This is a genomic window from Streptomyces sp. H51 (assembly GCF_035656535.1).
GTDB lineage: Bacteria > Actinomycetota > Actinomycetes > Streptomycetales > Streptomycetaceae > Streptomyces.
This window is the reverse complement of the sequence record NZ_JAYMHD010000085.1, coordinates 59,976-81,025: the sequence shown is the minus strand read 5'-3', so window position 1 is coordinate 81,025 and position 21,050 is coordinate 59,976. Positions and strand designations below refer to the sequence as shown.

Sequence of the window (21,050 nt, the reverse complement as noted above, 5' to 3'; positions counted from 1 at the left end):
GTCGGCCAGGCCGTGGTGGCCGCCCTGCGCAAGCCGCTGCGGGCCGACCGGATCGCGCTGGCCGAACTGGAGGGCGATGGGGGGGGCGGTCATCGTTTGACGCGTCCGCGGACGACGAGGGCGCCGAGGGCGAGGAGCGTGGCTTCGAGGAGGCGGGAAGTCCTCTCGATGTCCGTGCCGGCGGTGGGGTTCCGGCCGGAGGAGCGGAACGGGGCGGGGTCAGGTCACCAGGCCCTGGCGGTAGGCGTAGACGACGGCCTGGACGCGGTCGCGCAGCCCCAGTTTGGCGAGGATGCGGGAGACGAAGGTCTTGACGGTCTCCGGGCTGAGCACCAGGGCCGCGGCGATCTCGCTGTTGGAGAGGCCGTCCGCGATCAGGCGCAGCACCTCCAGCTCGCGCGGGGTCAGCGGAGCGCCGGGCGGGGTGCCGCCGCCGGCGGGGCGGATCCGGGCGGCGTAGCGGCCCACGAGCTGCCGGGTCACTTCGGGGTCCAGCAGGGCGGCGCCCGTGGCCACGGTCCGGATGCCGTGCAGCAGCCGGTCCGGCGGCGCGTCCTTGAGCAGGAAGCCGCTGGCGCCCGCGCGCAGCGCCTCGTAGACGTACTCGTCCAGGTTGAACGTGGTCACCACGAGCACCTTCACCGGATGCGGCACCCCGGCACCGGCCAGCAGCCGGGTGGCCTCGATGCCGTCGAGGACCGGCATCCGGACGTCCATCACCACGACGTCCGGGCGCACCCGGCCGGCCAGGTCGACCGCGGCCTGCCCGTCCCCGCACTCGCCCGCCACCTCCAGGTCGGGCTGGGCGTCGATGATCGTCGCCAGCCCGGTGCGCACCAGCACCTGGTCGTCGCAGACCAGGACCCGGATCGGTGCCCCTCCCGCGCCGCTCACGCCGGGCTCCCCACCGGTATCCGGGCCCGGACGACGAACCCGCCTTCCGCCTCCCGTCCCGCGCTGAACTCGCCGCCCAGCACCGCCACGCGTTCCCGGAGACCGGCCAGGCCCCGCCCGCTCCCGCCGGGGGACGCCGTGGCCGGGCCGGAGCCGTCCGTGCCCACCTTCACCGAGATCTCCTTCTCGCCGTACCGGACCCGGACCGAAGTGGGGCTGCCGTGGGCGTACTTGAGGGCATTGGTCAGGGCCTCCTGCACCACCCGGTAGGCCACCAGGTCGGCGCTGCCGGACGACTCGGCCGGCGTGCCCTCCTCGGCGAACTCCACCGGCTGCCCGGCCCGGCGGGTCTGCTCCACCAGCGTGCGCAGCCGGCCGGCCGACGGTGTCCTGTCGGCGCCGGCGCCGGTGCCGGTGCCGTGGTCGGGGTTGAGCAGGTCGAGCAGATGACGCAGGTCGGAGATGGCCCGCCGCCCGGTGTCCGAGACGTGGGTCAGGGTCTGGTCGAGGCGGTCCGGCGCGGCGGTCAGATACCGGGCCGCCTCCGCCTGCACGACCATCGCCGTCACATGGTGGGTCACCACGTCGTGCAGCTCGCGGGCGATCCGGGTGCGCTCGGCGGTCCGGGTGTCCTCGGCGACGCGCCGCCGCCGGTCGGCCTCCGCGGCCCGGGTGGAGCGCAGCCACGCCCCGACGCCCCAGGCGAGGACCAGCGCCAGATAGAACGTCACGAACCCGCTGGCCTTCTCGCCCCCCGACCCCAGCCGGTGCAGCGCCACCGCGAACGGCACGTAGGACACGGAGAACAGGAGCGCGGCGGGCCGCCGATGCCGTTCCAGATGGGCGCCGGTGCTGATCAGGGCGATCGGCAGCGCGGTGCTCGCGAGCGAGTGGTAGCCGCGCAACTGGTCGACGGCGAAGCCGAGACCGACCAGGGCGAGGGAGACGGCCGGCCACCGGCGGCGCACGGCGAGCGGCAGGCACTCCAGGGCGAGCACCGCGAGGGCCAGCGTGTCGTAGGGGCGGGTCGGCAGGTCCCCGACCCGCGTCCCCTTGTCGTGCAGCACCGGCAGGAACGACCCGGCCAGGAGCAGCAGCCCGAGTGGCAGATCCCGCACCGTGACATCGAGCCGCTGCCACCATCCGGGCGCCTGCCGAGGACTGATCACCGGGGCAGTGTAGCGACGGCGCCGGCCCGGACAGCCCGGCGCCGTCGCGGCACCAGCTGCCCCCGCCGCTTGGCCAGCCACAGGAACGCGACCGTCACCAGCAGCCCGAACAGCACCGAGTACACGCTCGCCTCCGGCCCGAACTGCCCGCCCGTGACGAGCTGGGAGCCCGAGGTGGTGGCGTCCAGCAGCCCCTTCTGGGTTCCGCCGTTGCCGGAGACCTCGGTGCCGAAGACGCCGGACTCGGCGAAGTTCCAGCCGAAGTGCAGGCCGATCGGCAGCCAGAGGGTGCGGGTGGCGGCGTACGCGGCGCCGAGCATGCCACCCGCCTCGATCGCGATGGCGAGGGCGCCCCACACGGTCGCGTTCTTGTTGAGCAGATGCATCATCCCGAACAGCGCCCCGGTCGACACCAGCGCGATCCAGGTCCCGGTGCGCTCCTCGACGATCCGGAACAGCACGCCCCGGAACAGCAGTTCCTCCGTCACCGCGGCGGCGGCCATGAACCCGACGACCCCCGCCGCGCCCGTCACCGACCCCGCCCCATGGACGGTGTAGTCCCCGAGGAAGGCGATGTTCCCGATGACGCACGCGAAGGTGCCCCCGCCTATGAGCGCCCCCCGTACGAGCGCGCCCCGGGCGCCCTCCCGCCCCACCTCGGTGCTCGGCCGCCGTTCGGTCCGCCGTACCACCCAGCCGTAGACCAGCACCGCGGCCACGGCCGTCAGCAGGCCGAGGACCAGGGTGAGCAGCCAGTTCCCCTGCACCGCGGCGACGCACTGCGCCCCGGCGAAGGCGACCCCCGCGACCGCCAGGAGTTGCCGGACCAGCCTCATGATGACTCCCTCACAGGATCCGCGGCCCGGGTGCCGCGGCTGGCCCGAACGCTACGGATCGGCCGCCCGCGAATCGTCACCGCTCAGTGGACACCTGCGTGTAGCTCGCGCGGGGGACACCCCGGACCGGCCGCCGGACGGTCAGCGCCGCGGCGGTGGACCGCCGGGGCCGGCGCGCTCCTGCCGGCCGGCCCCGGGCGCGTGGGCCGGCCGACACATCCGGCCTGCGGGAGAAGCGAGTTGGGCCGGCGCCCGGGGTCGGCGCGCCGGCGTCCGCCTGCCGTAGCCTGGCGGCCATGGTGCGTGGTCTTCCTCTCCGGCCGTGGATGCATACGGCCTACGACGTCGCCGTCGCCGGGATGGTGGCCTGTTCGGCCTCCTACTACAGCGAGGGGTACGACCAGGCGATCGGCTGGGCGATGGCGCTGACGCTGGTGTTCCGGCGGCGGCGGCCGATGACCGTGCTCGGTGTGGTGTCCGCGCTGGCGCTGCTTCAGTACCTGCTGGCCGTTGTGCCGGACGAGGCCCGGGCGGGCGCGCCGACGGGCTACGACCTGGCCGTGCTGGTGGCAATGGTGTCGGTGGTCACCCACGCCCGTGCCATGTGGCAGGTGTACACCGCCGGCGCGGTGGTCGTGGTCGGCGTGGTGCTGGGGTTCGGCGGAGTCGACAGCCTGTTCACGCCGGGTGCGGCGTCGATGGACTTCGTGCCGTTCGTGGCGTTCCTCGGGATCTGCGTGGCGGTGTGGCTGACGGCCGTGGTGCTGCGGACCCGGCGGCTGTACGCGGCCGGCCTGGAGGAGAAGGCCGCCGCGCAGGAGCGGGAGCGGCGGCATCTGGCGCAGCTCGCCGCGGCCGAGGAGCGGGCGGAGATCGCCCGGGAACTGCACGACGTGGTGGCCCACAGCCTGGCGGTGATGATCCTCCAGGCCGACGCGGTCGGCTACGTGCTCAAGACCGATCCGGACCAGGCCGGCTCCGCCTTGCGGACCATCGCCGCCACCGGCCGGGACGCGCTGGAGGACATGCACCGGATCGTGCGCGTCCTGCGCGCGGGCCGGGCTCCGGGCGACGTCGAGGAGGAGGGGCCCGAGCTGGGCGACGGCCGGCGCGTGGCGTCGCTGGCCGGTCTGGAGACCCTCGTGGAACGGGCCCGTACGGCCGGACTGGCGGTGACCCTGACGGTCCACGGCGACCGGGACCGGCTGCCGGCCGCGGACCAGCTGACGGTGTTCCGGATCGTCCAGGAGTGCCTGACCAACGCGTTGCGGCATGCCGGCCCCGGCGCGGAGGCCGCCGTCACGCTCCGCTGCGCGGAGGACGCCGTGCACATCGAGGTGTCCGACGACGGAGGCGGCCGGCTGGGGGCGCCCGCACCCGCCGGCGCGGGGGGCGTGGCCGGCGGCGGCAACGGCCTGGTGGGCATGCGTGAGCGGGTGGAGGTGTCCGGTGGTCGTTTCACCGCCGGACCGCGCCTCGGCGCGGGATGGCGGGTCGAAGCGGACCTTCCGACGAAGGCGGGGGCGGCGACGTGAAGGGCGGGAGCACGGACATGAACACGGACCCGAGCGGGGAGATGAGCACCGGTGCGGGTACGGATACAGGCACGGACCCGAGTACGGACCCGAGCGGGCCGATCCGGGTGGCCGTGGTGGACGATCAGCCGCTGATCCGGGCGGGATTCACCTTGGTGCTGTCGGCGCAGAGCGACATGGAGGTCGTGGGGGAGGCCGCGGACGGCGCCGAGGCCCTGAGACTGCTGAAGAACACCGAGGCCGATGTCGTGATCATGGACATCCGGATGCCGGTCATGGACGGCATCGAGGCCACGCGGCGGCTCGCCGAGCGGGGCACGGCGCCCCGGGTGCTCGTGCTCACCACCTTCGACACCGATGAGGACGCCTTCGCCGCGCTGCAGGCCGGGGCGAGCGGCTTCCTGCTGAAGAACTCCCCGGCCGAGGACGTCGTGTCGGCCATCCGTATCGTGGCCGCCGGTGAGTCCGTCGTCGCGCCGCGGGTCACCCGGGCGCTGCTGGACCGGTTCGCGGGGAAGCTGGCGCCGCCGCCGCGGCGTGACGACCGGCTGGCCGTGCTGACCGCCCGTGAACGGGAGGTGCTGGAACTGGTCGCCGAAGGGCTGTCGAACGCCGAGATCGCCGCGCGCCTGTTCGTCGCCGAGGCCACCGTGAAGGCGCACTTCGGGAAGGTGCTGGCCAAGCTGCACCTGCGCGACCGCGCGCAAGCCGTGGTGTTCGCCTACGAGTCGGGCCTCGTCCGCCCCGTCGGCTGACCCCTGTGCGCCCTGACGGGGCGCGGGCGGACGGCGTCCGGGTGTGGGCGGACGGTGTCCGGGCCGCGGCCCGGACGGGGGCCGGGGCCGTGAGCGGGCCCGGGAGGATGAAAGGCGCCGGGCTGTCTCCGCGCGCCGGGCTGTCTCCGTGCGCCGGGCGGTCTCCGCGCGCCGGCTGTCCGCGTGCTCTCGCGGGTCGAGAACGTCGCTCCGCGGTTCTACGACCGTGGTCGTAGAACCGCCCTGCGACCGCGGTCGCAATCGCCCGCGCCCGAAATCCGATCGTGCTCCGATGTGTCAGGGACGCCGAACTCCGAGGATTGCTTCCACGGCCCGCCGGACAACACCGGCGGAACTATTCGGAGGTTATGGGCATGGCGGTTTCCGGCGCTGTCCGCAAGAACAGGTCCCTGGTTCTCGGGGCGGGCGGCGTACTGCTCGCCGCCGTCGTGGCCGCCGCTGCCGCATACGGCTGGCGCGAGCACAACAAGCCCAGCCAGGCATCCGCCGCGGACTGCCGGCTGGCGCAGCGGATCGTCGACGAGGCGCAGCGGCTCCCCAAGGACGCCAAGGCGGCTGACGCCTGGGGGCGGCGCACGGCCACGATGCGCAGGGAGCGGATGAAGGACGGCTACCTCGGCGCGCAGATCTCCAACTACGAGGGGTGGGCGGTCCTGCACGCCAAGGGCGAGGGGGAGCCGCCGGCCGGCCAGGAACTCGCCCGGATCGCCAAGGAGGCCAACAGCCACTGCACGGACGCCGGTATCACCCTCACCCTGCCCGCATTCGATTCCTGACGGACACGATGACGTTTCCGGAGCGGAGCGGCTCCGGATCGGAAAGGAATTCTGACGTGACCGCGGGGATCATATCGGCCGTGAATCTGGTGAAGAAATTCCGGCAGGGGCAGTCCGACGTCACAGCGGTGAACGGGATAACGGCGGATTTCGCCCGCGCCCGTTTCACCGCGATCGTCGGGCCGTCCGGTTCGGGCAAGTCGACGCTGATGCACTGCCTGGCGGGGCTGGACACCCCGACCTCCGGCCGGGTCGTGCTGGACGGCACGGACCTCGGAGGCCTGTCGGACCGGGCACTGACCCGGGTGCGCCGCGACCGGGTCGGTTTCGTCTTCCAGTCGTTCAACCTGCTCCCGCAGCTGACCGCGCTGGAGAACATCGTGCTGCCGCTCACCATGGCCGGCCGCCGCCCCGACCCGGCCCTGCTGGACCGCCTGGTCACCGTCCTCGGCCTCACCGACCGCCTCACCCACCGCCCCGGCGAACTCTCCGGCGGACAGCAGCAGCGGGTGGCGCTGGCCCGCGCCCTGGCGGCCCGCCCCGCCGTGGTCTTCGCCGACGAGCCCACCGGCAACCTCGACTCCCGCGCGGGCACCGAGGTGCTCGGCTTCCTCCGGGACTCCGTACGCGACCTCGACCAGACCGTGATCATGGTGACCCACGACCCGGACGCCGCGGCCCGCGCCGACCGCGTGATCGTCATCGCCGACGGCCGCGTCGTCGACGACCTCCACGCCCCCACCCGGGCCGAGGTCACCGACGCGCTGCGCACGGTGGTGAGGACCCGATGACGACGTCCGTCACCTGGCGCGCGAGCGTCCTGGGGTCCCAGCTGGCGGAACTGCTGCGCCGCCCGGCCCGCACGCTGACGACCGGTTCGTCGGTCCTGGTGGCCGCGTTCGTCGTCTTCGCCACCGTCATGGCGCAGCAGATCACCGAGAACACCGCCCGCGCCCACTTCCGCGGCACGCCCGCGGCGGTGTCGCTGGTCGTGACCGACACCGACGCCTCGATCGGCGGGGCGGCGCTGCGGCGGATCCGCGCGCTGCCCGGCGTGGCCGAGGTCGCGGCCCGGGCCGACGCCGGAGCCCCGGTCTCCGGCGGTCTGTCCCAGAACTATCTGCACCTGCGCGCCGACCCCGGTACCGGCCCGCTGTCCCGGGTCAGGCTCGTCGAAGGGAGCTATCCCGACGGGCCCGGCCGGATCGCCGTCAACCGCCCGGCGGCCGAAGAGCTCCGGCTGGCCCCGGGCCGCCGCATCACCCTGCTCTTCCCCGACCCCCGGAACCCGGAGAAGACCATCCGGTCCACGCTGACGGTCACCGGCGTGGTCAGCGCCGCCACGAACGCCGACCGGGACGCCGCCGGGTACGCGACCGGGCAGAACATCCTGCGCGTCGCGGCCCTGTCCGGCTACTCACGACTCGACGTCCGGGCCGTGAACGGCGCCGACAGCCAGGAGATCGCCCGGCGGGTACGGGACGTCCTGCGGACGCCGTCCCCGCACGCCCTGGTGAGGTCCGGGGACACGATCCGGGCCGCGGAGGCCCGCGCCGCCCTCGCGCAGTACCGCGAGATCTTCCAGCTGATCGCCGTGTTCCTGGCCGTCGCGGTGGGAGCCGCCGCCCTGGTCGCCACCTCCGCCTTCCGTATCGTCTTCGCGCAGCGGCTGCGGCAACTGGCGCTGCTGCGTGCCATCGGCGCCCAGCGACGGCAGCTCGTCACCGCGCTCGTCGCCGAAGGCGCCCTGGCGGGGGCCACCGCGGGGACACTCGGCGTCCTGGCGGCCTGGGGAGCCGGGCACCTGGCCCCGCCGGCCGCCCGCGCCGCCGGACAGGACCTGGCCGCGCCCGGTCTCCCCGTCGCGCAGGCCGCCCTGGTGATCGCCGGCGCCGCGCTGGTGACGGTCGGCGCGGTGCTCGCCCCCGCACGGTCGGCGTCGCGGGTGCCGCCGTTGCAGGCCCTGCGCGCCGCCGCCACGGTCACCGCCGAGCACCGTCTGCACCCCGCCCGGCCGGCCACCGGACTGTTCCTCGCCGTCACGGCCCTGGGGCTGGTGGCGCTGCTCCTCAGCGACCTGCCGCGGCCCGGGGCGGGCGGCTACGAACGGGACGTCACCGCCCTGCTGGTGACCGTCGCCTCGGCGGCCCTGGCCTTCCTGGCGCTGATCACGCTGGGCCCGCTGCTGGTCCGCCCGGTGCTGGCGGTCGCCGGATGGCCGCTGCGCAAGCTGGGCACCACCGGCAGGCTGGCGGTCGGGGTGGTCGGCGGCGCCCCGCGCCGGGCCGCCGCGGTGTCGGTCGTGGTCGCCCTCGGCGTGGCGCTCGTCGGGGGAGCCCTCGTCGCCGTCGCCTGCCTGGGCGGTTACACGGACCGCAAGCTGGCCGTCGAGGCACCGGCGGACTTCCGCGTGACCGACGCCGAGGGATTCCCGCCGGCCCTGGTCCGACGGCTCGCCGCCTCCCCCCGGCTGTCCGACGTCCTCGCCTACCGCACGCTCGACATCACGGTCGGGCCGACCGAGCAGACCGTCTCCGACCTGGACCTGCGGGCCCTGCCCACCGCCCGGGACATCGGCACGGCGACGGGGAGCCTGCGCGCCCTGCGTCCGGGCGAGGTGGTCGTGGCGGCCGTGTCCGCCGACGACCTCGGCGTGCGCGCCGGGGACACCGTCAGCGTCCCCGCTGCCCACGGGCGTCTGCGGCTGACGGTCGCGGCCACCCTCGCCGGTGACGGCCCGGTCGGTGCGGGACTCTTCGTGACACCCGCCGACCTCGGCCGCCTGGGCGCCGCCGACCGGCCGACCGGCATCCTCGCCGACGCCTCGTCCGACGGCCTCGCCGCGCGAGGCGAGGCACGCAGGGCCCTGGAGGCCGCCGTCGCCGCCCAGGTCCCCGACGCCGACGCGGCCGGCCTGGACGTACCGGCCGAGCTGCGGGACGTCACCCTCGGCGACATCCGGCTCGTGGGTACCGTCGCGCTCGGGCTCGTCGGCCTCACCGTGCTGATCGCCGTGGTGGGCGTGGTCACCACCACCAGTCTCACCGCGGTCGAACGCACCCGGGAGTTCGGCCTGTTGCGCGCCCTGGGCCTGGGCCGGGGCGCGCTGCGCCGGACCGTCGCCGCGGAAGCCGCCCTGTACGGCGCCCTCGGCGGCATCCTGGGGCTGGCCCTGGGGGTCCCGTACGCCTGGCTGGCCGTCCGGCTCGCCGTCGCACCGGCGCCCCTGCTGCTGCCCGCGGGCCGGCTCCTGGCGGTCTTCGCCACCCTGACGGCCGTGGCGGCACTCGCCGGACTCCTCCCCGCCCGCCGGGCCGGCCGCGCCACCCCGATGGCAGCGCTCGGCGACACCGACTGAGCCGAGCGGCACCGGTGCGGCCGGCCCGCGGGACATGAGGCCGGCGACGGCCCCCGCGGGGCGGTGCCGCTCCCGCCGCGTGAGTACCGCGCTCTCCCGACGTGCGCTGCCGCGGTGCACCACGGTCACACCGTGCTCCACGTGGAGGACGGTCACACCGTGCTCCACGTGGAGGAGACCGCGGTGGAGCAGCGTGAGGGCCGCCTCCCGGGCGGCGGCCACGAGAAGGCCGGCGGGACCCACGCCGCGGTGCTCTCCTGCCGTCAACGGAGCACGCGATTCACGAGGGCTCGTCGGGCTCTTCGTCCGTCGGGCCGTCCTTCCCGCGGTCCGGCCACAGTTGCCACACCAGCAGGATCGCCGCCGTCAGCAGGGCGACGAGCGTGAGGATCGACTGGGCGGAGTTCAGGAACGGGATGATCCCGCCGTCCTCGGCGGGCTGAACATACCGGTCGGGCTCGTGGCCCGGGTCGGCTCGCAGGATCGTGCCTGCGGTGGATGCCGGGCGGCTCGGAACCGCCCGGCACATCCAGAGCAGATGTGCGGACACAGCGGACACTCCAGTGTCGGTGAGGAAGGCACGCCGAAGTCACGGGCGTGCGGGGCGACGTGATGCGTTGGAGTGCCGACCGGCTACGGCGCGCAGGGCTGCACGCGGTGCAGCAGGACCGTCAGGGCGCACGGCCGTGGGAGGGCGACCGCGGGCAGTGGCGGGCGCGGCGGGCCCGGCGGCGCCGCGCCGGTCATCCCGAGGATCAGGCCGACCGCGTGGAGCACGTGGTCCCAGCAGCGGTGTGCGGCGGCGGCAACGGCGTACGACAGGCGTTCCGGCAGGTCGGACGCGCAGCGGAAGACGTGGACCAGCGCGAGGGCGAGCAGGAAGTTCAGTGCCGCCATGGCCGGCAGGTCGTGGTGCAGGGCCGACGGCAGCCGGAGGTGGTCGTCGAGCGCCCGGGCGGGGATCTCGGTGTCCGTGAACTCCAGCCAGACCGGCAGCAGGGCCTGCACGGCGGCGAGGGCGAGTGCGCTCCCCCCGGTCGCTCCGGACCGCAGGACACGCCGCGCACACGTCGCGAGGACCACGACGGCCACCGCGAGAGCCTGCCACGAGACGGAGGAGTCCGTCGTCGCGTGGTGGAGTCCCGCGGCCAGCGCGCCGCCGCCCAGTGCGAAGGCCAGGGCCCGCGCGGCGGTGCCGCCCGGGGCGTGGGGGAGTCCGAGGTGATCCGGCATGTCCGGACCATCATGACGCATCACGGGTGAACGCCGGCGCGAGCACGGCGTTCCGGCCGGGCGGCGGACGGCGCGTCCCGGACGGGAGGTCAATCGTGCGCCGGGCGGCCCGCGAGCCTGTGGTCGGCCAGACCGAGCGCCTCCTCGACGACCCGGCGCAGGTGACCGTCCCGCAGCGAGTACACGACCCTGCGCCCCTCCTTGCGCGTGGCCACCAGGCCGGCGAGGCGGAGCCGGGCCAGGTGCTGGCTGACCGCCGGCCGGGCCGCGCCGCACCGCTCGGTGAGCGTGGTGACGTCCGCCTCGCCGTCCATCAGAGCGTGCAGCAGGACGAGACGCGTGCGGTCGCCGAGCAGGGAGAGCAGCTCCGCCGCGAGGGCGAACTGTTCTTCGCCCGGGGTGGGCGGATGCGCATCATGCGCAGGTGATAGATGCATGCGTGCGCTCATACGCACATAATGGGCTGGTGGGCACCGCCGTGTCCACCGAGCCGGCACCGCACGCGCGCCCGCGCGCCGGAAGGGAACCCTCGTGAGCGAGCACCAGCACGATCATTCCGCCACCCGGGAGCACCATGGCCACGACCATGACCACGGCGGCGGGCACGGGCACCACCACGACCGGGACCGCGACCTCTCCGGGAGTCACGGCCACGGCCACCGCCACCACTCCTCCGGCCGCCGTGTCGCCCGGTGGCGCCACCGGCTCTCGCACGCCGTCAAGCCGCACTCGCACGAGGCGGCCGACAAGGTCGACGCCGCGCTGGAGTCGTCCGCACGCGGCATGAAGGCCCTGTGGGTCTCGCTGGCGGTGCTCGGCCTGACGGCCGTCGTCCAGGCCGTGATCGTGGTGATCTCCGGGTCGGTCGCGCTGCTCGGCGACACCGTCCACAACGCCGCCGACGCGCTCACCGCCGTCCCGCTCGGCATCGCCTTCCTCCTCGGCCGCCGCGCCGCCACCCGCCGCTTCACCTACGGGTACGGGCGGGCCGAGGACCTGGCGGGCATCGTCATCCTGCTGACGATCGCCGCCTCCGCAGGCTTCGCCGCCTGGTCGGCGATCGGCCGCCTGCTCGACCCGCGCGACATGGAGCACGTCCCGATCGTCGCGGCGGCGGCCGTGGTCGGCTTCATCGGCAACGAGTGGGTCGCGCGCCACCGCATCCGGGTCGGCCGCGAGATCGGCTCCGCCGCCCTGGTCGCCGACGGCCTGCACGCTCGCACCGACGGCTTCACGTCCCTCGCCGTGCTGTTCGGCGCCGGCGGCGCGGCGCTGGGCCTGCAGCTCGCCGACCCCCTGGTGGGACTGGCGATCACCGCGGCGATCCTGCTGGTGCTGCGGGACGCGGCGCGCGAGGTGTTCCGCCGGATCATGGACGCCGTCGACCCGGCTCTGGTGGACGCGGCCGAACAGGCGCTGCGGAGCGTGGAGGGCGTACGCGAGGTCGGCGAACTGCGTCTGCGCTGGATCGGGCACACACTGCGGGCGGAGGTCGCCGTCGTCGTGGACGGGGAGCTGAGCGTGCGGGAAGCGCATGACGTGGCGGTCGGGGCCGAGCACGCCCTGCTGCACGCGGTACCGAAGCTGACCGCGGCTCTGGTGCACGCCGATCCGACGCCGGCCGAGGGAGGCGTCGACCCGCACCACGCGCTGGCGCACCACGCGGCGGCCTGAGCCCGCGACGGGTCCCTCGGCTCCGACGTCCGACCGTGACGGCGCGGGTGGCGGACCGTCCGTGCGGGCACGACCGGGAGTTCGCCGTGACGGGCGTGGCCGGGCGTGAGGGCGTGACGGGCGTCGGGGCCGGTTTCCGCGGACCTGGTGCCGAGCGCGTGCTCGGGGTGTCAGGTGCCGGTGACGGCCGCCTGGTCGGCGGGCGGGGTGTCACCCCGGCCCTGCCCGGCGGGGTGACGGAGCCGCTGTCGTCGGGACCGCTACTCGTCCCAGATCGTGCGGTAGGCGTCGCGGTAGCCCTCGGAGTCCCAGGACAGCGTGCCGCCGGTGTTGGCCGCGACGGTGATGTGGGCGGGAGCGACGTATCCGCTGGACGGCTTGCCCGCGAAGGCGCGGTTGAACTCGTCGACGATCTGCCAGCCCTGCTCGGACAGCGGCTCGGGCACGGTGGCCGCCTGGTACGCCTTGCCGTTGATGCGCTCGAAGGCCGACGGGTCGCCGTCGCCCGCCCCGATGTTGAACGGGGCCCCCGCACCGTCCTTGCCGGCCGCGCGCAGGGCGGACTCCGCGTAATCGAAGTACAGGTCGTTGATGGCGGCGGAGTGGGTCCACCGGTTGCCGAAGCGGGCGGCCAGGGAGGAGACCCGCTTGACGGTGCGGGTGTTGGCCTGGGGGATCGGGATGTTCTCGTAGCTCAGCAGCTTCACGTCGGAGCAGGTGGCGAGTTCCTTCTTGATCAGGTCGGACTTGCGCTTGGCGAACGGGATGGAGGCGTCGGTGAACAGCACGACGCCGGCCCGGCCGTCGGACTGGGCGATGATCCATTCGGCGCTGAGTCTCGCCACGTCCTCGACCCTCGTGGTGATGTTGGTGAACAGCTTCGGGTCCTCGCTGGGGCCGGGCGTGGCGACGGCGTGCCAGCCGATCAGCGGGATGCCGGCGGCGTTCGCCCGCTCGACCTGCTTCGGGGTGGAGCTGGGATCGAAGCCGCCGATGACTATGCCGTCGGGCTTGAGGGCGAGCGCCTGGTCGAAGGCGTCCTTGAGACCGGCGGGCGTGCCCTGGCCGTTGATGGTGTGCACGCGCCAGCCGATGACGTCGGCCGCTTCCTGGACACCCTGGGCGACGCCCTTGACGCCGGGATTGGTCAGCGTCTGGGCGATGTAGACGATGCTCCGGCCGGGGACCGCCCGGGGGCCGCCGGTCGGCCCGGACCAGGGGGCGTCGACCTCCTCGGCCGCCTTGACGTCGCGCTTGACCCGGCTGAGGACGTCGGGGCAGCCGGGTCCGGACGAGCCGCCGGAGGACGCGCCGGCGGATTCGGCGGTCGTCGAACCGCTCTCGCAGCCGGCGACGAGGGTGACGGTGGCCAGGAGGGCTGTCGCGGTCACAGCCGCCTTGCGGGTGGGGTGCACGAGGTCTCCAACACAGGCGAGAGAGCAGGCAGGGCCGGGCGGGGGAGGGGGAGTTCGGGGGGCGGGCGACGGCTTCGGCGTACGGTCGCCGTCGCGAGGACCCGCTTCGCCTCGGGAGGCTGCGGGGACACGGGACTACGGCGGGCGTCGGTTCCCGGGCGGTGGCCCGGGGCCCGCGGGGCCGGCGGCAGGCGTGCTGCCGAGGATCATGCTCAACCGGTCGGTTCCCGTCAATTCCCCCGCCGGCACAGTACATCGGCCGGCCGCACATGGTGCGACGCGGGCCTTCGGAGATGAAGTATCACGATCCGTGCAGCACCCGTGAAGCTTCTGTAATCATCTTTTGATCACTGGAAAGCTGTGATGTCGCTGTAAGTGCGGCTATGCTCACGCAGCCGGTTTTGGACACCTGGCGTGTTCTCTTCACCCCTCTCAGCGGCGAGCGCCGTGAATGTGTCACGTCCGCTGCCGGCCATCGGCGGTCCGGCGGTGACGACGGCGCTGCCGCCGCTCGGCAACACATCGAAGGAGGCACGGGTGTCCGCGAACAGAGGCAACCCGCCGCTCGCTCCCGAGCCACCGGGGGCGGCCGACCGGAGTCCGCGGCCGCGTCGGACGACGGCGAGCCTCCTCGACCGGTGGCCCTTCCGCCGCAAGCTCAACGTCCTGGTGATCGCGCCCCTCGTGGCCGTCGGCGTGCTCCTCGGCATCGGCGCCTACGGCCAGGCCAGGCAGGCCCGGGACGCGGACCGGACAGCGGAACTGGTGCGCGACAGCGAACAGGTCGCCGAACTCATCAACGACGTGCAGGCCGAACACCAGCAGGCGCTGCTGCTCTCCGTGCAGTACGCGGCGTACCGCCCCGAAACGCCGCTGCCGTCGGTCGTCGCCTACCACCAGGCGCAGCGGAGCACCGACCGGCAGGCCGCCGCCGTGCGTTCGGCGTTCGCCCCGGACCTGCCGCGCGAGGAGGCGCAGGCGCTCGACTACATCCGCGGCCTCGGCGTCCTGCGCGCGAAGCTCGAACGGGGCTACGTCTCCGTCGCCGACATCGACCCCGCGTACGCTTCCGCGGTCGACTACCTGATCGACGGCATCGGTCTGGACCGTTACTCCGGTACGTCGTCGTCCTCCGTCACGGCGCGCGTCGACGCGGTGCTGCGCGCCGACGCCGCCCACGCGGCCTTCGAGAGCGCGGTGTTCTCCGCGCAGACCCGGGACGCCAACCCCCTCACCGAGTACAGCCGCGCGGTCGACGCCCACGCCCTCTACGACCATCAGACGCGACGGTTCCAGCGGATCGCCGCACCCGACGAGGTGCTGCGGATGGAAGGCATCGAACTCGGCGCCGAGCAGAACGGCATCAACGCCCAGTACGCCCAGTTGCAGATCGATCCCGGCGCCCTGCGGGGCAAGTCGCCGGCCGAACTGCGCAAGGCGATGGCCGACGGGGACCGGCAGTCCGAGACCCGCCTCGGGATCACCCGGTCGCTGATCGAGGAGACCGCCGTACAGGCCGACGCCGCCTCGGCGGAGGCGCTGCGGGGCGCGCTGTACCTGGTGGCTCTGGCCCTTCTCGGCTTCGTCGCCTGGCTGGCCTTCTGCGTCATGGTCCGGCGCTCGGTCGTACGTCCGCTGGTGGCCCTCACCGACGCCGCCCAGCGGGTGGTCGACGTGGCCGGCGAGGAACTCGCCCGGGTCGCGGACGACGACTCCGGCGACATCACCCCCCTGCGGCCCCGGCCGATCCCCGTCCCGGTGCGCGACGAGATCGGCGGGCTGGCCGAGGTGTTCAACCAGGTCCAGGTCACCGCCGTGCAGCTGCTGGAGCGCCAGATGCTCAGCCGCCGCAACGTGGCCGAGATGTTCGGCAACGTCGGCCGCAGGGTGAGCAACCTGACGACGCGTCAGCTCTTTCTCATCGACGAGATGGAGAAGGAGGAGACCGACCTCGAACTTCTCGAACGGCTCTACCGCATCGACCACATCGCCGTACGCCTCCAGCGCAACGCCGACAGCCTGATGCTGCTCGCCGGGATCCGGGAGCGCGGCGTCGATTCCCGTCCGGTCCCCCTGTCCGACGTCATCCGGGCGTCGCTCGCCCAGATCGAGGGCTACTCGCGGGTGTCCCTGCGGTGCGGGACGGAGGTCACCGTCGCGCCCGACGTCGTCGGCGACCTGACGCTGATGTTCGCCGAACTGCTGGAGAACGCGGTCTCGTTCTCCCCCTCCGACACGTCCGTCGAGGTGGTGGTCCGCCCCGGCGCCGACGTCACCGAGGAGGGCGGGGCACTGGTCGAGATCATCGACCACGGTCTCGGCATCAACGCGGAGCGCCTCGCCGAGGAGAACGCCCGGCTGATCCGCCGGGAGCGGCTCGACCTCGTACCGACCAAGGTGCTCGGTCTCTTCGTGGTCGGCAGCCTCGCCCGGCGCTGGGGCGTGCGGGTGTCCCTGAGCCGTACGCCGGGCGGCGGCGTCACCGGCACGGTGTGGATCCCCGCCGCGCTGCTGCCGGCCGCGGACCCCGCGGGCCTGCCGCAGCCCGTGGCCACGGGCGCGGTCGCCAACGTGACGCCGCTTCCGGTGCGGACCGGGAAGGAGACCGCCGTGCCGGTGCCGTCGCCCGTACCGGCCACCGCCTCCGCCGTCCCCGCGCGGCGGCCGGCGCCGGCACCGCCCGACGAACTCCCGCGACGGGTCCCGGACTCCACCGGCTTCGGACCGGCCGCCGCGGAACGGACCGGCGCGCAGGCCGGCGCCCGGACCGGCGCCCCGACCGGCGCTCAGGTCGGCGCTCAGGTCGGCGCGACGCGGACCGCCGGCGCGGACGAACGGCCGTCCGCCCGGACCTCCCGACCGCTGCACCGGCGGGTGCGGGGAGCGACGCTCGCCCGGACCGCCGCACCGGCCGACCGTGTGCCGACGGGCGTGCGGCAGCCCGCGGACGCCGAGGCCGTCCGCTCGAAACTCGACGAGTTCGAGGCCGCCGTACGCCGGGCGGAACGGGACAGCGCCCACGCTCCGGCCGAGGCGCCGGCATCTCAGTACCAGGAAACACAGAAGGAGTCGGGCAGTGGCCACGTCGATGGATGACAGCACCTCCGAGCAGCCGGAGCCGACCGACCTGCGAGCCGCCGCAGCCGATTTCACCTGGCTGCTCCAGCGGTTCGCCACCGACACCGCCGGCGTGGTCGACGCCATCGCGGTGTCCTCCGACGGCCTGCTGATCGCCGTCTCCCGGCTGCGCGACCAGGCCGACTCCGAACGGCTGGCCGCGATCGTGGCCGGACTGACGAGTCTCGCCGCGGGCGCCTCCGGCAACTACGGTCTCGGCGCCCTCGACAAGGTCATCGTCGACCTGGAGCACGGCCACGTCCTGGTGTCGGCCATCGGCGCCGGAGCCGTCCTCGGCGTGGTGACCTCCGGGGACGCGAAGCTGGGCAACATCGCCTACGAGATGACCCTGTTCGCCAACCGGGCCGGGGCCGCGCTCACCCCCCAGCTGGTGCTGGAGCTGAAGAACAGCGTCGGCGCGGCGTCGGCCCGCTGACCGTGCCTGAGGCCAGGGCACGGCTACTGGCACATCGTGAAGGGACCGTGATGGCCGTCGTTGGACCACCGCACGAGGCGGCAGGGGAAGCCGAGGGCTCGCCGGAGCCGCCACGTCGCGCACCCGCGATCCGGCCGTTCCTGCTGACCACCGGGCGGGTGTCGGCGGACGGCAGCACGCTGCCGATGCCGGTGGAGACCCAGATCGTGTCGACCTCGGCCGGGCTCCTGGCCCTTCACTCGCTCACTTTCGAACGCCACGACATCGTCGCGGCCTGCCGGCGGCCTCAGTCGGTGGCGGAACTGGCCGCCGAGCTGCGACTGCACCTCAACGTGGTGCGCGTGCTGGCCGAGGACCTGCGTACCGCCGGGCATCTGGCGGTCCATCGGCCGAATGCCGCGATCGCCCAGGATCTCTCCGTACTGCGAAGGGTTATCGATGGTCTCCGTGCCGTCCCCGACTCACGGGACACACTCCGTGACACCAGCTGAACATCCTCCGACGCCGGTCAAGGTGGTCATCGCCGGCGGCTTCGGCGTCGGCAAGACCACGACCGTGGCCTCGATATCGGAGATCCGCCCGCTGACCACCGAGGCCGCGATCACCGAGGTCGCGGCGGGAGTGGACGACCTCACCCACACGCCGGGCAAGATCACCACCACCGTCGCCATGGACTTCGGCTGCGTCACCATCGACCCGACGCTGAAGCTGTACCTGTTCGGCACCCCGGGCCAGGACCGGTTCGGCTTCATGTGGGACGACCTGGTGGAGGGCGCCCTCGGCAGCCTGGTGATCGTGGACACCCGCCGGCTGGACGACTGCTACGCGGCGGTGGACTACTTCGAGCACCGGGACATCCCCTTCGCGGTCGGCGTCAACGCCTTCGACGGCGAGGTCGAGCACGACCTCGCGGAGGTGCGGTGGGCGCTGGACATCGCCGAGCACGTACCGCTGGTCGTGTTCGACGCGCGGAACACGGGCTCGGTCCGCGACGCGCTGCTCGCCGTGCTGGACGTCGCCGTGCGCCGCGCGGAGGCCGCCGCGGCGCACTGACGGCACAGGGCCGGCCGGGCCCGCGTACCGGGCGCCCGCGACCGGCTGCCCCGGCCGGCGGCGCACCCGCGTCGCGGTCGGGCCGCCGGGCGGCGGAGGCCGGTCCGGTGGCGGTGACGGCCGGGACGGTGGCGGTGACGGCCGGCGGTGACGGCCGGGACGGGAGTTTAGAGGAGGCGGACACAACTCGACGTATGGCGAAGGTCACAGGGTTCCGTTTTTCCCAACTCCCATACCTACCAATGCACTTGAAACGGTACTGCTCGCGCCCGCAGCCACCGGTCCGGGCCGGTCCCGCAGCGCGTCACCGCTCCGTGAGCAAATCGAACTCAGCTTGTTCGATCAGTGTGCGTCTGGCTACAGTCGGCCCGCATGACCACCCCGGACCCCTCACTCATCCGCAGCAGCTTTGCGGCAGTACAGCCCCACGGGCCGCAGCTCACCGCGTATTTCTATGACCACCTCTTCACCCACAACCCGGGCGTGCGCCCGCTGTTCGCCGCTCACCTCGACGAGCAGCGCGACCGCCTGTGGGCCGCGCTGGGTGCCCTGGTCGCCAACCTCGAGAACACCGAGACGCTGGTCGGCATGCTCCAGAACCTGGGGCGCCGCCACGTCGGCTACGGCGCGCTGGCGGAGCACTACCCCGCCGTGGGCGGCAGCCTGATCGCCGCCCTGCGTCACTACGCGGGCGACGCGTGGACGCCGGCCGTCGAGGAATCCTGGACGGCGGTCTACGGAGTGATCAGCGACACGATGATCGCGGCTGGCGAGGCCGCCGCGCGCTGACCCCGGCAGCGACAGCCGCATCCTGACGAGCCGTCGGGCCGGCTCGCCATCGTTTCGGAGGTCACACCTGATACCAGCCACCGGAGTGCGGACATGAGCGATTCCCAGGCACTGAGAGACTCCTTCGCCCTGGTGGGCAAGTCGGGAGACGAGGTACCGCGGTACTTCTACTCGTACTTGTTCCTCATCGCGCCGGAGGTCCGGCCGATGTTCCCCGTCGCGATGGGGGCACAGCGCGACCGGCTCGTGGCCGCCCTGGGCCGGATCGTCGCCGAGGCGGACGACCCGGACCGGCTCCTGCCGTACCTGCGGCAACTCGGCCGTGACCACCGCAAGTTCCAGGTGGTGGCACAGCACTACGAGGCGGTGGGACAGGCGCTGCTGGCCACGCTGGCCTACTTCCTGGGCGAAGCGTGGACCCCGGAGCTGCAGCACGGCTGGACCGAGGCGTACACCCTGGTGGCCCGCACCATGGTGGAAGCCGCGGAGGACGACGCCAGGGTGAACCCGCCGTGGTGGAACGGCGAGGTGGTGCAGATCGAGCCGCGCGGCTTCGACCTCGCGGTCATCACGCTGCGCCTGGACCGTCCGATGGCGTACCGGGCCGGCCAGTCCGTCATGGTGGAGACCCCGACGCTGCCGAGCACCTGGCGGTCGTTCACCCCGGCCAACGCGACCCGCGCCGACGGGATCGTCGAGTTCCACGTGCGTGCCGTCGACGGAGGCCTGGTCAGCCCGGCCCTGGTATACGGACTGCGCCGAGGGGACGTGCTGCGCCTCGGCGCCCCGGTCGGCGGCCGGCTCACCCTGCAGGCGTCCGGCGGCCGGGATCTGGTGCTGATCGCCGGGGGCACCGGCCTGGCCCCGATGCGCGCCCTGGTGGAGGAGATCGCCTGGCGCGGGCCCGCGCGGGGAGTGGACCTGTTCGTCGGGGCGCGGGACGCCCGGGGCCTCTACGACCAGCAGGTGCTGCGGCAACTGGCCGAGGCCAACCCGTGGCTGCGGGTGACGCCGCTGGTCGGGACGGACGCCGGCACCGTCGACAACCGCAGCCTCGCCGGCCCGGTCCTGCGTGCCGCCCACTGGCACGGGCGCTCCTTCTACGTCTGCGGCTCGCCGTCCATGGTCTCCGCGACGGTACGCGATCTGGCGGGCGCGGGCGTCTCCCACGACTTGCTGCACTTCGAAGAAGACGCTCGGTGATCGGAGATACGTGAACAGGACACGAGGACACCATCCGGGGGACCGCCGGGTGAGCCCCGAGGCACTAAGGTCGATGACCTTTCCCCGCGCTCCCCTCACCCGCCGCGGTTACAGCGAGGAAGCGGTGCACGACGCCCTGCGCCGTTGCGCGGCGACCCTGATCGAGCTGACGCAGGAGAACGACCGCCTGCGCACGGACATGCAGCGTCACCGGGACTGGATCCGCGCGAACAACATCGGCGACGGCACCGGCCTGACCGGGGTGCCGACCGTGGACGCGGTGCTGCAGCAGGCCCGCGCCCAGCAGGCCGCCGAGAACACCGTCAACGTCGCCCGCGAGCAGGCGCGGAACATGGTGCGGGCCGCCCGGGCGCAGGCGGAGGCGATCCTGCAGCAGACCTGGGAGAAGACCACCCAGGCGGCGGCCGCGGGCGGCCCGGAGGAGACCGAACGGCTCATCTCCTACCTGCGCCAGATCGCCGAGTCCCTGTCGGTGACCGCGGACGAGTACGCCGCCAAGCGCGCCCAGATCGTCCCGGCGGCCGCCGCCGCGGCCCCCCGCTCGATCGCCGACCACCGGACCGCCGTACCGCCGGACCACCGGACTGCCGTGTCGCCGGACCACCGGACTGCCGTGTCGCCGGACCACCGGACTGCCGTGTCGCCGGACCACCGGACTGCCGTGCCGCCGGACCACGGGCCCGGCGCGGAGAGGGAACAGCCTCTCGGCATCGCGAACGCCGTCGGCCCGCCCGGCCGCGACCACTGAACACGGCGGCACCGGCC

The 21,050-nt window shown here is 73.8% G+C and carries 20 protein-coding genes; 13 read left to right on the top strand and 7 right to left on the bottom strand.

Annotated features, from left to right (window positions below; translation table 11 throughout):
• Positions 1-219: 219 nt before the first annotated feature.
• Genes VKA29_RS33615 through VKA29_RS33605 form a run of 3 tightly spaced genes read right to left on the bottom strand, consistent with a single transcriptional unit; the run spans position 220 to position 2,899 of the window.
• Complete coding sequence (locus VKA29_RS33615; protein WP_324789828.1) at positions 220-894, bottom strand: response regulator transcription factor; 675 nt, start codon at positions 892-894, stop codon at positions 220-222.
• Complete coding sequence (locus VKA29_RS33610) at positions 891-2,063, bottom strand: sensor histidine kinase (RefSeq protein WP_324789827.1); 1,173 nt, start codon at positions 2,061-2,063, stop codon at positions 891-893. The genes VKA29_RS33615 and VKA29_RS33610 overlap by 4 nt, the downstream gene beginning before the upstream one ends.
• On the bottom strand, positions 2,060-2,899 hold the full coding sequence (locus VKA29_RS33605) for a CPBP family intramembrane glutamic endopeptidase (protein ID WP_324789826.1): 840 nt from the start codon (positions 2,897-2,899) through the stop codon (positions 2,060-2,062). The genes VKA29_RS33610 and VKA29_RS33605 overlap by 4 nt, the downstream gene beginning before the upstream one ends.
• A 326-nt stretch (positions 2,900-3,225) precedes the next feature.
• Here VKA29_RS33605 and VKA29_RS33600 point away from each other — a divergent pair, with 326 nt between their 5' ends.
• The 5 genes from VKA29_RS33600 to VKA29_RS33580 all read left to right on the top strand — a co-directional run bounded on the left by VKA29_RS33600 (position 3,226) and on the right by VKA29_RS33580 (position 9,344).
• Entirely contained in the window at positions 3,226-4,434 is a 1,209-nt protein-coding gene (locus VKA29_RS33600) for a sensor histidine kinase (RefSeq protein WP_324789825.1), read from the top strand.
• Between the two features lie 41 nt (positions 4,435-4,475).
• Positions 4,476-5,189, top strand: a complete 714-nt coding sequence (locus VKA29_RS33595; RefSeq protein ID WP_324789834.1) for a response regulator transcription factor — start codon at positions 4,476-4,478, stop codon at positions 5,187-5,189.
• 374 nt (positions 5,190-5,563) lie between these two features.
• Positions 5,564-5,986, top strand: coding sequence for a hypothetical protein (locus tag VKA29_RS33590; protein ID WP_324789824.1), 423 nt, complete (start codon positions 5,564-5,566; stop codon positions 5,984-5,986).
• On the top strand, positions 5,983-6,777 hold the full coding sequence (locus VKA29_RS33585; RefSeq protein WP_420718626.1) for an ABC transporter ATP-binding protein: 795 nt from the start codon (positions 5,983-5,985) through the stop codon (positions 6,775-6,777). Before VKA29_RS33590 ends, VKA29_RS33585 begins: the two co-directional genes overlap by 4 nt.
• Positions 6,774-9,344, top strand: a complete 2,571-nt coding sequence (locus VKA29_RS33580) for an ABC transporter permease (protein ID WP_324789822.1) — start codon at positions 6,774-6,776, stop codon at positions 9,342-9,344. The genes VKA29_RS33585 and VKA29_RS33580 overlap by 4 nt, the downstream gene beginning before the upstream one ends.
• Positions 9,345-9,624: 280 nt before the next feature.
• On the opposite strand, the gene VKA29_RS33575 is transcribed toward VKA29_RS33580, so the two are convergent.
• The 3 genes from VKA29_RS33575 to VKA29_RS33565 form a co-directional block, all read right to left on the bottom strand.
• Positions 9,625-9,894 carry a hypothetical protein gene (locus tag VKA29_RS33575; protein WP_324789821.1) on the bottom strand — a complete coding sequence of 90 codons (270 nt, stop codon included), beginning with the start codon at positions 9,892-9,894 and terminating at the stop codon, positions 9,625-9,627.
• An 83-nt stretch (positions 9,895-9,977) separates the two neighbouring features.
• Positions 9,978-10,577, bottom strand: coding sequence for a hypothetical protein (locus VKA29_RS33570; protein ID WP_324789820.1), 600 nt, complete (start codon positions 10,575-10,577; stop codon positions 9,978-9,980).
• An 89-nt stretch (positions 10,578-10,666) separates the two neighbouring features.
• The gene (locus VKA29_RS33565) at positions 10,667-11,026 is read right to left on the bottom strand and encodes a metalloregulator ArsR/SmtB family transcription factor (RefSeq protein ID WP_324789819.1); all 360 of its coding nucleotides are present in this window, start codon (positions 11,024-11,026) and stop codon (positions 10,667-10,669) included.
• 82 nt (positions 11,027-11,108) lie between these two features.
• On the opposite strand from VKA29_RS33565, the gene VKA29_RS33560 reads away from it, so the two are divergent.
• The gene (locus VKA29_RS33560) at positions 11,109-12,251 is read left to right on the top strand and encodes a cation diffusion facilitator family transporter (protein WP_324789818.1); all 1,143 of its coding nucleotides are present in this window, start codon (positions 11,109-11,111) and stop codon (positions 12,249-12,251) included.
• A gap of 260 nt (positions 12,252-12,511) precedes the next feature.
• Here the strand turns inward: VKA29_RS33560 and VKA29_RS33555 are convergent, their stop codons facing one another.
• Positions 12,512-13,666 (bottom strand): substrate-binding domain-containing protein, encoded by a 1,155-nt coding sequence (locus tag VKA29_RS33555; protein ID WP_324789817.1) that lies wholly within the window; start codon positions 13,664-13,666, stop codon positions 12,512-12,514.
• A gap of 537 nt (positions 13,667-14,203) precedes the next feature.
• Here VKA29_RS33555 and VKA29_RS33550 point away from each other — a divergent pair.
• The 7 genes from VKA29_RS33550 (at position 14,204) to VKA29_RS33520 (ending at position 21,033) form a co-directional block, all read left to right on the top strand.
• The gene (locus VKA29_RS33550; RefSeq protein WP_324789816.1) at positions 14,204-16,762 is read left to right on the top strand and encodes an ATP-binding protein; all 2,559 of its coding nucleotides are present in this window, start codon (positions 14,204-14,206) and stop codon (positions 16,760-16,762) included.
• A complete protein-coding gene (locus VKA29_RS33545) occupies positions 16,755-17,219 on the top strand; it encodes a roadblock/LC7 domain-containing protein (RefSeq protein WP_324789833.1) in 465 nt (154 codons plus the stop codon). The genes VKA29_RS33550 and VKA29_RS33545 overlap by 8 nt, the downstream gene beginning before the upstream one ends.
• Positions 17,220-17,269: 50 nt before the next feature.
• Entirely contained in the window at positions 17,270-17,710 is a 441-nt protein-coding gene (locus VKA29_RS33540; protein ID WP_324789815.1) for a DUF742 domain-containing protein, read from the top strand.
• Positions 17,658-18,272: a GTP-binding protein gene (locus tag VKA29_RS33535; protein WP_324789814.1), complete on the top strand. Its 615-nt coding sequence runs from the start codon at positions 17,658-17,660 to the stop codon at positions 18,270-18,272. The genes VKA29_RS33540 and VKA29_RS33535 overlap by 53 nt, the downstream gene beginning before the upstream one ends.
• 372 nt (positions 18,273-18,644) lie before the next feature.
• A complete protein-coding gene (locus VKA29_RS33530; protein WP_324789813.1) occupies positions 18,645-19,061 on the top strand; it encodes a globin family protein in 417 nt (138 codons plus the stop codon).
• Between the two features lie 93 nt (positions 19,062-19,154).
• Positions 19,155-20,264, top strand: coding sequence for a globin domain-containing protein (locus tag VKA29_RS33525; protein WP_324789812.1), 1,110 nt, complete (start codon positions 19,155-19,157; stop codon positions 20,262-20,264).
• 10 nt (positions 20,265-20,274) lie between these two features.
• Positions 20,275-21,033: a DivIVA domain-containing protein gene (locus VKA29_RS33520; protein ID WP_324789811.1), complete on the top strand. Its 759-nt coding sequence runs from the start codon at positions 20,275-20,277 to the stop codon at positions 21,031-21,033.
• Positions 21,034-21,050 lie beyond the last annotated feature (17 nt).

Excerpts from the sequence above, each read along its gene's own strand:
- VKA29_RS33530 (WP_324789813.1), top strand. The coding sequence starts at position 18,645 with ATGACCACCCCGGACCCCTCACTCATCCGCAGCAGCTTTGCGGCAGTA.
- VKA29_RS33545 (WP_324789833.1), top strand. The coding sequence starts at position 16,755 with ATGGATGACAGCACCTCCGAGCAGCCGGAGCCGACCGACCTGCGAGCC.
- VKA29_RS33595 (WP_324789834.1), top strand. The coding sequence starts at position 4,476 with ATGAGCACCGGTGCGGGTACGGATACAGGCACGGACCCGAGTACGGAC.
- VKA29_RS33565 (WP_324789819.1), bottom strand. The coding sequence starts at position 11,026 with ATGAGCGCACGCATGCATCTATCACCTGCGCATGATGCGCATCCGCCC.
- VKA29_RS33535 (WP_324789814.1), top strand. The coding sequence starts at position 17,658 with ATGGTCTCCGTGCCGTCCCCGACTCACGGGACACACTCCGTGACACCA.
- VKA29_RS33540 (WP_324789815.1), top strand. The coding sequence starts at position 17,270 with ATGGCCGTCGTTGGACCACCGCACGAGGCGGCAGGGGAAGCCGAGGGC.
- VKA29_RS33525 (WP_324789812.1), top strand. The coding sequence starts at position 19,155 with ATGAGCGATTCCCAGGCACTGAGAGACTCCTTCGCCCTGGTGGGCAAG.
- VKA29_RS33580 (WP_324789822.1), top strand. The coding sequence starts at position 6,774 with ATGACGACGTCCGTCACCTGGCGCGCGAGCGTCCTGGGGTCCCAGCTG.
- VKA29_RS33570 (WP_324789820.1), bottom strand. The coding sequence starts at position 10,577 with ATGCCGGATCACCTCGGACTCCCCCACGCCCCGGGCGGCACCGCCGCG.
- VKA29_RS33605 (WP_324789826.1), bottom strand. The coding sequence starts at position 2,899 with ATGAGGCTGGTCCGGCAACTCCTGGCGGTCGCGGGGGTCGCCTTCGCC.
- VKA29_RS33600 (WP_324789825.1), top strand. The coding sequence starts at position 3,226 with ATGCATACGGCCTACGACGTCGCCGTCGCCGGGATGGTGGCCTGTTCG.
- VKA29_RS33590 (WP_324789824.1), top strand. The coding sequence starts at position 5,564 with ATGGCGGTTTCCGGCGCTGTCCGCAAGAACAGGTCCCTGGTTCTCGGG.